Below are 12,448 nucleotides of genomic sequence, written 5' to 3'. Positions count from 1 at the left end.
CAAGGATCACGCAGGAGATTTGTGAGTGCAGATCGGTGTCCCTCTCGAGACCCATGCCGGTGAAACACGGGTCGCCGCCACCGCTGAAACCATCAAGAAACTGGTTGGCCAAGGCCACCAGGTGATCGTTCAGAGTGGCGCCGGTATCAATGCCTGTCAGCCGGACAGCGCCTTCGAGGCCGCCGGGGCGAAGATCGGCTCCGCCGCCGACGCCCTGGGCGCCGAACTGGTGCTCAAGGTGGTCGCCCCCAGCGCCGAGGAACTGGCGCAGATGAAGCCGGGCGCCGTGCTGATCGGCATGCTCAACCCCTTCGACAGCGACAACATCGCGCGCATGGCCGAACGCGGCATCACCGCCTTCGCCCTGGAAGCCGCCCCGCGCACCTCGCGGGCGCAGAGCCTCGACGTGCTGTCGTCCCAGGCCAACATCGCCGGCTACAAGGCGGTGATGCTCGCCGCCAACCACTACCCGCGCTTCATGCCCATGCTGATGACCGCCGCCGGCACCGTTAAGGCCGCCCGTGTGCTGATCCTCGGCGCCGGCGTCGCCGGCCTGCAGGCCATCGCCACGGCCAAGCGCCTGGGCGCGGTGATCGAGGCCTCGGACGTGCGCCCGGCGGTGAAGGAGCAGATCGAATCCCTCGGCGCCAAGTTCGTCGACGTGCCCTACGAGACCGACGAGGAGCGCGAGTGCGCCGAAGGCGTCGGCGGTTACGCCCGCCCCATGCCGGCCTCGTGGATGGAGCGCCAGGCCAAGGCGGTGCACGAGCGCGCCAAGCAGGCCGACATCGTCATCACCACCGCGCTGATCCCGGGCCGCAAGGCGCCGACCCTGCTGCACGAAGCCACCGTGCAGGAGATGAAACCGGGCTCGGTGGTCATCGACCTGGCCGCGGCCCAAGGCGGCAACTGCCCGCTGACCGAAGCCGGGCAGGTGGTGGTCAAGCACGGCGTGACCCTGGTCGGCCACACCAACCTGGCCGCCATGGTCCCGGCGGACGCCTCGGCCCTGTATGCGCGCAACCTGCTCGACTTCCTCAAGCTGACCCTCTCCGCCGAAGGCTTCAAGGTCAACCTGGAAGACGACATCGTCGCTGCCTGCCTGATGTGCCGCGACGGCCAGGCCGTGCGCAAGAACGGCTGAGCCCTCCTTAATAAAGAAGAACCCGCCGGGCTCCTGCCCGGCCTAGAGACCGGTGAAAGACGATGGAAGAAATGCTGATCTCCCACGGGATCTACAACCTGATCATCTTCGTGCTGGCCGTGTACGTCGGCTACCACGTGGTATGGAACGTCACCCCCGCGCTGCACACCCCGCTGATGGCGGTGACCAACGCCATCTCGGCGATCGTCATCGTCGGCGCCATGCTGGCCGCCGCCCTGACCGTCACCCCGCTGGGCAAGATCATGGGCACCCTGGCCGTGGCCCTGGCCGCGGTCAACGTGTTCGGTGGCTTCCTGGTCACCCGCCGCATGCTGGAAATGTTCAAGAAGAAAGCGCCGAAAGCGCCGGCGGAGAAGCACTGACCATGAGCATGAACCTCGTCACTCTCCTTTACCTGATCGCCTCGGTCTGCTTCATCCAGGCCCTGAAGGGCCTGTCGCACCCGACCAGCTCGCGGCGCGGCAACCTGTTCGGCATGGTCGGCATGGCCATCGCCGTGCTCACCACCGTGGGCCTGGTGTTCAAGCTCGGCGCGCAACTGGCCGAGGGCGGCAACGCCGCCGCCGGCATCGGTTACATCCTGGTCGGCCTGCTGATCGGCGGCAGCGCCGGTTCGATCATGGCCAAGCGCGTCGAGATGACCAAGATGCCCGAGCTGGTCGCCTTCATGCACAGCATGATCGGCCTGGCCGCGGTCTTCATCGCCATCGCCGCCGTGGTCGAGCCGCAGTCGCTGGGCATCGTCCAGCACCTGGGCGACACCATCCCCACCGGCAACCGTCTGGAGCTGTTCCTCGGCGCGGCCATCGGCGCCATCACCTTCTCCGGTTCGGTGATCGCCTTCGGCAAGCTGTCGGGCAAGTACAAGTTCCGCCTGTTCCAGGGCGCACCGGTACAGTTCGCCGGCCAGCACCTGCTCAACCTGGTGCTGGGCCTGGCCACCCTGGGCCTGGGCCTGGTGTTCATGTTCACCGGCAACCTCGCCGCCTTCGCCCTGATGCTGGCCCTGGCCTTCGTCCTCGGCGTGCTGATCATCATCCCCATCGGCGGCGCCGACATGCCGGTGGTGGTCTCGATGCTCAACTCCTACTCCGGCTGGGCCGCAGCGGGCATCGGCTTCTCGCTGAACAACTCGATGCTGATCATCGCCGGCTCGCTGGTGGGCTCCTCGGGCGCGATCCTCTCGTACATCATGTGCAAGGCGATGAACCGCTCGTTCTTCAACGTCATCCTCGGTGGTTTCGGCGCCAGCGCCGACGACGCCGGCCCGGCTGGCTCCAAGGAAGCCCGCCCGGTGAAGTCCGGTTCGGCCGACGACGCCTCCTTCCTGCTGACCAACGCCGACAGCGTGATCATCGTCCCCGGCTACGGCCTGGCGGTGGCCCGCGCCCAGCACGCGCTGATGGAGCTGGCGGAGAAGCTGACCCACCGCGGCGTCACCGTGAAGTTCGCCATCCACCCGGTCGCCGGTCGTATGCCGGGCCACATGAACGTCCTGCTGGCCGAGGCCGAGGTGCCTTACGAGCAGGTGTTCGAGATGGAGGACATCAACTCCGAGTTCGGCCAGACCGACGTGGTGCTGGTGCTCGGCGCCAACGACGTGGTCAACCCGGCGGCGAAGAACGATCCGAAGTCGCCGATCGCCGGCATGCCGATCCTCGAGGCCTACAAGGCCAAGACCGTGATCGTCAACAAGCGCTCGATGGCCAGCGGCTACGCCGGCCTGGACAACGAACTGTTCTACCTGGACAAGACCATGATGGTCTTCGGCGACGCCAAGAAAGTCATCGAAGACATGGTCAAGGCCGTCGAATAACGACAGCCGTCGATCCACAAGACACCGGCCGCGCGCCGGTGTCTTGCTTTGCCGCAAAGGAAAACCCTCTGGACTTTGGTAGTAAGTAAGGCGGTGGCGGGGCGGTTTTTCGACCTTGGTATAAGGGCGAAAAATCGCCGAATCCCTAGACTGGCCGCCTTGCACTCCCCATAAAGCCTGAGGTTTTTCCATGTACCGTGATCGCGTGCGCCTGCCTTCCCTGCTCGAGAAGGTGATGACTGCTGACCAGGCCGCAGCCCTGATCCAGGACGGCATGACCGTCGGCATGAGCGGCTTCACCCGCGCCGGCGAAGCCAAGGCCGTGCCGGAGGCCCTGGCCCAGCGCGCCAAGCAGCAGCCGCTGAAGATCAGCCTGATGACCGGCGCGAGCCTGGGCAACGACCTCGACAAGCACCTGACCGAGGCCGGCGTGCTGGCCCGGCGCATGCCCTTCCAGGTCGACAGCACCTTGCGCAAGGCGATCAACGACGGCTCGGTGATGTTCATCGACCAGCACCTGTCGGAAACCGTCGAACAGCTGCGCAACCATCAGCTCAAGCTGCCGGACATCGCGGTGATCGAAGCCGTGGCCATCACCGAGCAAGGCCACATCGTGCCGACCACCTCCGTGGGCAACTCGGCGAGCTTCGCGATCTTCGCCAAGCAGGTGATCGTCGAGATCAACCTGGCGCACAACACCAACCTGGAAGGCCTGCACGACATCTACATCCCGACCTACCGGCCGACCCGCACGCCCATCCCGCTGACCAAGGTCGACGATCGCATCGGCAGCACCGCCATCCCGATCCCGCCGGAGAAGATCGTCGCCATCGTCATCAACAACCAGCCCGACTCGCCCTCCACCGTGCTGCCGCCGGACAGCGAGACCCAGGCCATCGCCAACCACCTGATCGACTTCTTCAAGCGCGAAGTGGACGCCGGCCGCCTGGCGAAGAACCTCGCGCCGCTGCAGGCGGGCATCGGCAGCATCGCCAACGCGGTGATGTGCGGCCTGATGGAATCGCCCTTCGAAGACCTGACCATGTACTCCGAAGTGCTGCAGGACTCCACCTTCGACCTGATGGACTCGGGCAAGCTGCGCTTCGCCTCGGGCAGCTCCATCACCCTGTCGAGCCGCCGCAACGCCGACGTCTTCGGCAACCTGGAGCGCTACAAGGACAAGCTGGTGCTGCGCCCGCAGGAAATCTCCAACCACCCCGAGGTGGTGCGGCGCCTGGGCATCATCGGCATCAACACGGCGCTGGAGTTCGACATCTACGGCAACGTCAACTCCACCCACGTCGGCGGCACCAGGATGATGAACGGCATCGGCGGCTCGGGCGACTTCGCCCGCAACGCCCACCTGGCCATCTTCGTCACCAAGTCCATCGCCAAGGGCGGCAACATCTCCAGCGTGGTGCCCATGGTCAGCCACGTCGACCACACCGAGCACGACGTCGACATCCTAGTCACCGAGCAGGGCCTGGCCGACCTGCGTGGCCTGGCGCCGCGCGAGCGCGCCCGGGTGGTCATAGAGAACTGCGTGCACCCGTCCTACCGCGACGCCCTGGCCGCCTACTTCGAGGCCGCCTGCCAGCGCGGCGGGCACACCCCGCACATCCTGCGCGAAGCCATGAACTGGCACATCAACCTGGAAGAACGCGGCCACATGCTCGCCGCCAGCTGATCCGGCATGCCTGGCGGGCCATTCCACAAAGAATGGCCCGCCAGGGTGGACAGTCGGAAAAAAACCACGTAAAAACACTTCCGAACAGTTTTTTATCCCACAGCGACTGTTCCACTTCTCCTACTGCCATCCCCGGCAGACCTGCTGAAAATCCTCAATCCCCCGCCGCCTGTGCACCACAATGGAGCGCAGCGGTACAGTTCGCCCCAAAATCGCCATTACAGTTCGCTGAAACAATTCGCTGACGCTATTTAATTCAAGGCAACTGTACCTATCGCGGCTGACCAAAAAGTCAGAAGATACTCCTCAACAACTTCCGCAACCCCACTACCCGCCAAAAGCGGGAAGGACGAAAATCATGGAACGTACCCTCGGTTCCGCCACTGTCAGCAACATCCGTTCTTCCTCCACCGCCCACCGCAGCCTGGTCGGCACCGTCCGCCTGTGGCAGCGCCGCATCGAGAGCCGCCGCCAACTGGCCCGCCTCGACTCGCGCCTGCTGGCCGACGCCGGCATCAGCGAAGCCCAGCGCTACGCCGAGCTGAACAAGCCGTTCTGGAAGTAAGCGGAAGCGCTGAACTGTCAGGCGGTAGATAGACAGTTCGAAACTGTACTGGTGAAAGGCCGCTAGATTGAGCGGCCTTTCTGCTTTTCCAGGCCCGGATCGGCGAACAGCAGTTCCCGATACAGACCGGCCCAGCGCCGTCCCATGGTCTCGGCGGTGAACAGTTCCTCGTAGCGCGCCTCGGCCTTCCTGCCCATCTCGGCTGCGCTCTCCGGGTGCTCCCATATCCAGCGCATCGCCTCGCGGAACGCCTTCGGCTCGCTGGGCGGCACCACCAGCCCCGTCACCCCCTGGATATTGATGTAGCTGGTGCCCGTCCCGATCTCGCTGGAAATCATCGGCTTGCCGTACATCGCGCCTTCCAGCAGGGAGATGCCGAACGCCTCCGAACGCAGGTGCGAAGGAAACACGATGGCGCGGCTCAGTTGCAGCAGCGCCACCTTGTCCACCTCGCTGACCCGCCCCAGGAAGCGCACGTGGCCCTCCACCCCAAGGGCGGCGGCCTGCGCCTTCAACTCAGCTTCCAGCGGCCCGGCGCCGACCACCACCAGCGGGTAGCCGGTCCCCTGGATCGCTTCCAGCAGGATGTGCAGGCCCTTGTAGTAGCGCATCACCCCGACGAACAGGAAGAAACCCTCTCCCACACGCTGGCGCCAGCCGTCCAGGCAGTTCGCATCGGGCTGTGGATAACCCGTCTTGTCCAGACCGTAGGGAATCACTTCGGTCTTGCCCGGGAAGCGCCGCAACACCTCGCTGGTGGCCAGGTAGTTGGGCGAGGCCGCCACTATGCGGTCGGCGCAGCCGAGAAAGCTGTTCATCAGCGGCTGGTACAGTTTGAGCAGGTGGCGCTGGCGGACGATGTCCGAGTGGTAGGTCACCACCATCGGCTTGCGCACCCCGGACAGGAAATGCACCAAGTCCATGAACGGCCAGGGGAAGTGGAAATTGATGATGTCGGCCTCGGCGGCCAGGGCGCGGAAGCGCGGCAGCACGCTGTAGGAGAAGCCCGTCGAGGCCAGTTGCAGATCCAGGCGCGCACGGTGCACCCGGTGTCCATCGACCTCCAGCAGCGCCGGCTCGGGATTGGCGCTCAAGGTGAGCACCTCGTTCTCGATGCCGTGGGCCTCGCCGCTACGGCAGAGCTGGTTGATCACCTGTTCGATCCCGCCCACGGAGTCGGGCAGGTAGGTCTTGAAGAAATGTAGAACGCGCATTCAGCCTCCCATGGCCTGGCGATAGGCCTCGACGGTGGCGCGGGCGCACGCCTGCCAGCTGAAAGCCCCGGCGCGGTCCAGCCCCAGGCGCCGCAGACGTGCCCATTCGTTCCCGTCCTCCAGCAGCCGCTGGATGGCATCGGCCATGCCCTGCTCATCCTGCGGCTCGACGAAACAGCCGGCCTCGCCGGCCACTTCCGGTAGTGACGAGGTGCGCGCCAGCACCGTCGGTATGCCGCTGGCCATGGCCTCCAGCACCGGCAGCCCAAAGCCCTCGTAGAGCGACGGGAACAACAGCAGGCGCGCGCCGGCGAGCACGCACGCCAGGGTGTCGTCGTCCAGGTAGCCGAGCAGGCGCACCTGGCCGCCGGCCAGCGCCACGGCCAGTTCCGCGTCCAGCTGTTCCTGGCGCCAGCCGGCCATGCCGGCGATCAGCAGCGGATAGCGTTCGCGCAGCGTCGGCGGCAACAGGGCATGGGCGCGCAGGGCCTGCTGCAGGTTCTTGCGCGGCTCCAGCGTACCCACGCAGATCAGATAGCCCCCGGCTTCCAGAGCCAGTGGCGCCAGTACAGTTCGCAACTGTTCCGCCGTGCGCGGCCGGAAGCGCGGCGCACACCCCAGGGGCGCGACCATCACCCGCTCCGCCGGCAGGCCGAAATACGCACGCAGCTCCTCGCCGACGAAGTGCGAATCCACCAGGATGCGCCCGGCCCGGGCCACGCCTTCGCCGACACGCCGCTCGATCTCCGCCAGGCGGTCACGCGGCTGGGTCTGGGGATAACGCACGTGGGTCAGGTCATGCACCGTCATGACCATGGGGCCGTCGAACGTCAGCGGCCACAGGCTCGGCTCGTGGTACAGCTGCACATCCCGATCGCGCAGGCCGCGATCGAAGCGCTGCTGCTCCAGCCAGCGGCGGATCCGGTAGGCGCCCGGCACCCGCCTGGCCGCGGCACTCCAGCGCGAATAGCCCGGCAACGCCGCCTGCGGCAGCGCCTGTGACCAACCCCAGCCATGGAAATAGTCCAGACCCACGCCGGGCTGCTCGCCCAGGGCCTGCGCCAGCGCCGCCACGTACTGGCCGATGCCGGTTCGCGGGGCCTGGAGGATGCGGGTGTTAAGCGCAACCTTCACGCTGTTCGTCCTTTTCCGGCGCCCCTCCCAAAGGCGGTTGCCTCTGCGCCCGCACTACGCGTGCGATGAGTTGCTGGCTGGCCTCACGCCATCCGATCCAGCGCCATTCGGAAACCGGTCGCTCCGCCGGGAACCGACCCGATTCTTCGAAGCGCTCCACGAGCGCAGCGAGGGAGTCCGGCTGGTCCAGATCGAAATAGGCCATGAAGTCGCCGCCGATCTCACGGAATACCGGGATATCGCTGGCCATGGCCGGCAACTGGCGTTGCATGGCCTCTACCAGCGGCAGGCCGAAGCCTTCGACAAAGGACGGGAACACCAGTGCCTTGGCGTTCGCATAGGCGCGCTCCAGGCCTCGATCGTTGAGCTTGTGGAAAACATGCAGGCGTTTGTTCAATTCCGGATGTCGGCGGATGCGGGCGATCAGATCCTCGCACTTCCAGCCGACGCGCCCGATGATGCACAGGTGGGCCGGGGAGCCGCGGGCCCAGAGACGCTCGAAGGCATCCAGCAGATAGGCGTGGTTCTTTCGTGGCTCTATGGTGCTGACCATCAGGTACACCGGCGCACCCGCCTCGAACAGCCGCAGCAGGCGCGGATCGATACGACCGGGGCGGTCAGCCAGGTCCAGCTCCGAGCCCAGGTAGAAGTGGTCGAACCAGATCTGCCCGGCCACCGCCTCGCCCCGACGGCGGACGATCTCTGCACGCAACTGGTCGCGGATGGTGGTGGAGATGCACATGAATCCATCGGCCATCTCGGCGATCCAGTCGAACCAGCGATCGAAGACACGGACCAGGCCGGCGTCGCAATACTGCGGGTGCGTAGAGGGGATCAGGTCGTAGATCACTGAGACGATTCCTACCCCTTGTGCCTTGAGACGCTCGGCGACGGGGAAGAAATCGGCATGCCAGGACGAGTCGAGCAACAGCAACTGGTCTCCCGGCTGCACCTCCATCGCCTGCATGCGTTCAGGCACCACGTGGTTGCGCGAAGCATAGGTGGCGAACCGCAGCGGCAGGGTGAAGCTCAGGCTGGCCAGTTTGCAGCACACATAGAGTGCCCGCCGCGCATTGTGCCAACGGTTCATCGGCCAGCGCCGCTCCAGTCGCGCGTGCCACATCCAGTAGTCGTTGCGCAGTTGCTCCAGGGCCACGCGCATGCGGCTGTGCCAGGGTAGATCGCGGCCGGACAGGGGAGCCAGCGCCAGTACCCGGAACATCCGCCCGCGCTGGAAAACCACGGGTATGCATTCGACCCCGGCCTGGACCGCATCGAGATTGCGGATGACATTGCGCACGACGCGCTGGATACCCGAGTTTACCTCGGGGTGTTCGAAGACGTACGTGCATTCGATGAGTATGCGCGTCATGGCAGGCTACGCCTCAGTTCGAGAGCTTCCGCTGTAGCGTCCAGGCGCTCGACCGCAAGCTCCGCCCCCAGCCAGGAATAGCCGACGAAGTTCTCATGGCTGGCGTTGGCCACCTGGAACAGCATGGCGCAGTCGCGCCATTCGTAGCTGCCGTCCAGGTGCGAGTCACGCCTGGAAAGGCTCAAGGAAACTGAGTAGTTGCCTGGTCCCAGGCGCATCGGGAAGCTGTATCGATACAGGATGCGCTCACCTGCCCGGATATTCTCCAGCGTCTGCTTCAGGCGGTAGGAGTTGATGCCGTACATGGCCTGGCCCAGGCGGTCCTTGAGCATGAACCCCAGCACCAGTTGGCTAATGTCCTGGGTCGCGCGGACCACCACCTCCAGCGTCACCTCGCAGCCCACTTCGATGATTTCCACCGAGGTATCCTGCTCCAGCAGGCGCACCGACTCGACCTCGACCTCCCCGGTACCGGAGATGGTTCGCGCCTTGCCGTTGGCCAGCATCTCCTGGCGTACCCGATAGTTGAGGCCGGCGGTCATGCGCGCGTGGTAATAGTCCATGACCATCTCCGGGTCGCCCTGCTGCACGACCCTGCCGAACTCCAGCAGCACAGCGCGATCACAGATGGACTGGATGGCGAAGCGGTCATGGGACACGATCAGCAACGTGGTGCCGTCGCGACGGAAGCTGCGGATGCGCTCGAAACTCTTGTGCTGGAAGTAGGCATCGCCCACCGACAGCGCCTCGTCGACGATCAGCACGTCGGGGCGGCGCGCGGTGGCGACGCTGAATGCCAGGCGCATCTGCATGCCACTGGAATAGGTGCGCACCGGCTGGTCGATGGCGTCGCCGATCTCGGCGAAGGCCTCGATGGCCGGCATCAGCTCCTCGATTTCCTCGCGCTGCAGCCCCTGCAGCTGCGCGGCCATGAATACGTTCTGGCGGCCGGTGAATTCCGGGTGGAAGCCCATGCCCAGCTCCAGCAGCGCCGAGACCCGCCCACCGACACTGCAGCTGCCGTGGGTGGGCAGGGTGGTGCCGGTGATGATCTTGAGCAGTGTGCTCTTGCCGGCGCCATTGGAACCGACCAGCCCTACTGCCTCGCCGGGCGCGATGTCCAGGTCGATATCCTGCAGCACCCATTTTTGCTGGTGGCGTGGTCGGGTGCCGGGAGACAGCCATTCGAGCAGCCGGGCCCAGCGCGAGGGGTACTGGCGGTAGGCCTTGCCGAGTTGCTGGATACGTATGTGGCCCATCAGAGTTCGTCCACCATCTCGCCGGAACGGCTACGGAACAGCGCCAGCGCCAGGACGCACAGCACCAGGGCCGAGAGCAGCAGCGGCAGCAGGTCAGTCCATACGGGCCAGCGGCCATATAGGAAGAGGTTCTGGTAAGACTGGATCAGCGGCGTCATCGGATTGAACTGGATCAGCCCGCGGATGCTCTCCGGCAGGATGCTGGTCGGGTAGACGATGGGCGTGAACCAGAACCAGAACTGCAGGAGGATGCCGAACAGTTGCCCGACGTCGCGGAAGAACACGTTGAGCACGCCCAGCAACATGCCCAGCCCGCAGGCGAACAGCAGTTGCAGCAGGAGCAGGGCGGGGAAGGCCAGCAGGGCGATGCCGGGCAGCCGGCCGGAGATGGCCAGGAAGCCGCAGAACAACGCGAAGATGATGGCGAAGTTCACCAGGGCGTTGAGCACGCTCACCACCGGCAGGCAGATACGCGGGAAGTTGAGCTTCTTCAGCAGGTTCGCGTTGTCCAGGAACATCGTCAGGCTGCGCCCGATCACCTCGGAGAACAGGCCCCAGGTGAGCAGCCCGGAACAGATGAACACGCCGAACGCCATGCGGTCATCGACGCCCGGCAACCGAGCCCGCATCACCTCGGAGAAGATCACCGTGTACACCAGGATCATCGCCAGCGGGTTGAGCACCGTCCATGCCGCGCCCAGCATCGAGCCGCGGTAGCGCGACTCGAACTCGCGGCGCACACTGCCGGCGACGAAGCCACGGTACTGCCAGATTCCCTGGAACATCCTCGCCAACATCTAGCAGGCCCTGCCGTACTGGTCCTCGAAGCGGACGATGTCGTCCTCCCCCAGGTATTCGCCGCTTTGTACCTCGATCATCACTAGGTCGATGACACCGGGGTTCTCCAGACGGTGCTTGTGCCCTGCAGGGATGTAGGTGGACTCGTTGCTGTTCACCAGGCGCACGCCCTCGCCATTGGTGACCTTGGCCATGCCACGCACCACTATCCAGTGTTCGCTGCGGTGATGGTGCATCTGCAACGACAGTGAGGCCCCCGGCTTGACCACGATGCGCTTGATCTTGAAGCGCGGCCCTTCCTCCAGCACCGTGTAGGTTCCCCACGGACGGCTCACGGTGCGGTGCAGGCGATAAGCCTGGTGCTCGCTGTCCTTGAGCTGCTTGACCACCTTGCGCACGTCCTGGGCGCGCTCGGCGTGGGCGACCAGGATGGCGTCCGCGGTATCGATGACGATCAGGTCGGATACGCCCACGGTGGCCACCAGGCGGTCGTCGCTCTGCACGTAGGTGTTGCAGGTATCGACGAACACCGCGTCAGCGGCTGCGCGATTGTTCTGCGCATCGGGCTCGACCAGCGCGCTCAGCGCCCCCCAGGAGCCGATGTCACTCCAGTCGAAGGCCGCCGGAACCACCGCGACGCGCTCTGAGCGCTCCATCAGTGCGTAGTCGATGGAAATGTCGGGGAAGGCGGCGAAATGCTCGCCGCTCAGCTCCTGCTGCACCACCTGACCCAGTTCGTCGCCGCTGCTGGCTTCGTGGCAGGCGATGGCGCTGGCGAGGATTTCCGGAGCGTGGCGTTCCAGCTCACTAAGCAGCGTGGCGACGCTGAAGCAGAACATGCCCGAGTTCCAGAGGAAATCACCGCTGTCGAGGAATTGCCGGGCAGTCTCCAGGTCGGGCTTCTCCACGAAACGCCGGACAATGGCACCGCGGCCCTCGCCCAGTGGCTCGCCCATCTCGATGTAGCCGAAACCGGTTTCCGGCGCCGTGGGCACCACGCCGAAAGTGACCAGGTGACCGGCCTCGGCCAGGGCGGCCGCACGCTCGACCGCCCGGCCGAAGGCCTCGAGGTCGCGGATCAGGTGGTCCGCCGGCATCACCACCAGCAATGCCTGGTCGCCGTGCCTGGCGCGTACGGCCAACGCCGCCATGGCGACCGCAGGCGCCGTATTGCGCCCCACCGGCTCCAGGACGAAATGTCCGCGCTGGCGCAGCTTGGCGGCAAGGAAGTGGTCCTTGCTCTGGAAGTAGTAGTCACGGTTGGTCACCGTGACGATCTCGCCATCGCCGGGCAGAAGACTGGCAGCACGGCAATAGGTCTTGTGCAGGAGGGTCTGGCCGTCGGGAAGCGCCATGAAGGGTTTGGGCTGCCCCTCGCGGGAAACCGGCCACAGACGCGTCCCGGCACCACCGGAAAGAATCACAGGAACCAGCATGG

Annotated in this window: 11 protein-coding genes; 5 read left to right on the top strand and 6 right to left on the bottom strand. The window is 65.5% G+C overall.

Features of this window, described 5'->3' with window-relative positions; all coding sequences use genetic code 11:
* Positions 1-25: 25 nt before the first annotated feature.
* The 5 genes from M8R19_RS15255 (at position 26) to M8R19_RS15235 (ending at position 5,233) form a co-directional block, all read left to right on the top strand.
* The gene (locus tag M8R19_RS15255) at positions 26-1,144 is read left to right on the top strand and encodes a Re/Si-specific NAD(P)(+) transhydrogenase subunit alpha (RefSeq protein WP_249918220.1); all 1,119 of its coding nucleotides are present in this window, start codon (positions 26-28) and stop codon (positions 1,142-1,144) included.
* Positions 1,145-1,206: 62 nt separating this feature from the next.
* Positions 1,207-1,527 (top strand): NAD(P) transhydrogenase subunit alpha part 2, encoded by a 321-nt coding sequence (locus tag M8R19_RS15250; protein WP_009614711.1) that lies wholly within the window; start codon positions 1,207-1,209, stop codon positions 1,525-1,527.
* Positions 1,528-1,529: 2 nt separating this feature from the next.
* On the top strand, positions 1,530-2,981 hold the full coding sequence (locus M8R19_RS15245) for an NAD(P)(+) transhydrogenase (Re/Si-specific) subunit beta (protein ID WP_249918219.1): 1,452 nt from the start codon (positions 1,530-1,532) through the stop codon (positions 2,979-2,981).
* A 190-nt stretch (positions 2,982-3,171) separates the two neighbouring features.
* Complete coding sequence (scpC, locus tag M8R19_RS15240; protein WP_074980536.1) at positions 3,172-4,668, top strand: succinyl-CoA:acetate CoA-transferase ScpC; 1,497 nt, start codon at positions 3,172-3,174, stop codon at positions 4,666-4,668.
* Between the two features lie 358 nt (positions 4,669-5,026).
* Positions 5,027-5,233: a DUF1127 domain-containing protein gene (locus M8R19_RS15235; RefSeq protein ID WP_009614715.1), complete on the top strand. Its 207-nt coding sequence runs from the start codon at positions 5,027-5,029 to the stop codon at positions 5,231-5,233.
* Positions 5,234-5,295: 62 nt separating this feature from the next.
* Here M8R19_RS15235 and M8R19_RS15230 read toward each other — a convergent pair whose 3' ends face one another.
* The 6 genes from M8R19_RS15230 to M8R19_RS15205 are packed head-to-tail and all read right to left on the bottom strand — an operon-like array spanning position 5,296 to position 12,446.
* Entirely contained in the window at positions 5,296-6,447 is a 1,152-nt protein-coding gene (locus M8R19_RS15230; RefSeq protein WP_249918218.1) for a glycosyltransferase family 4 protein, read from the bottom strand.
* Complete coding sequence (locus tag M8R19_RS15225; RefSeq protein WP_249918217.1) at positions 6,448-7,581, bottom strand: glycosyltransferase family 4 protein; 1,134 nt, start codon at positions 7,579-7,581, stop codon at positions 6,448-6,450.
* Positions 7,565-8,953 carry a glycosyltransferase family 4 protein gene (locus M8R19_RS15220; RefSeq protein WP_249918216.1) on the bottom strand — a complete coding sequence of 463 codons (1,389 nt, stop codon included), beginning with the start codon at positions 8,951-8,953 and terminating at the stop codon, positions 7,565-7,567. The genes M8R19_RS15225 and M8R19_RS15220 overlap by 17 nt, the downstream gene beginning before the upstream one ends.
* Complete coding sequence (locus M8R19_RS15215) at positions 8,950-10,212, bottom strand: ABC transporter ATP-binding protein (protein ID WP_249918215.1); 1,263 nt, start codon at positions 10,210-10,212, stop codon at positions 8,950-8,952. The genes M8R19_RS15220 and M8R19_RS15215 overlap by 4 nt, the downstream gene beginning before the upstream one ends.
* Entirely contained in the window at positions 10,212-11,009 is a 798-nt protein-coding gene (locus M8R19_RS15210; RefSeq protein ID WP_283939469.1) for an ABC transporter permease, read from the bottom strand. The genes M8R19_RS15215 and M8R19_RS15210 overlap by 1 nt, the downstream gene beginning before the upstream one ends.
* A complete protein-coding gene (locus M8R19_RS15205) occupies positions 11,010-12,446 on the bottom strand; it encodes a mannose-1-phosphate guanylyltransferase/mannose-6-phosphate isomerase (protein ID WP_249918213.1) in 1,437 nt (478 codons plus the stop codon). It abuts the gene before it with no gap.
* Positions 12,447-12,448: the final 2 nt, after the last annotated feature.

Origin of the sequence: Pseudomonas sp. R3.Fl (assembly GCF_023516765.1) — a bacterium.
Lineage (GTDB): Bacteria > Pseudomonadota > Gammaproteobacteria > Pseudomonadales > Pseudomonadaceae > Pseudomonas > Pseudomonas citronellolis.
The sequence above is the reverse complement of the archived record's forward strand: the minus strand, read 5'-3'. Positions and strand labels throughout refer to the sequence as shown.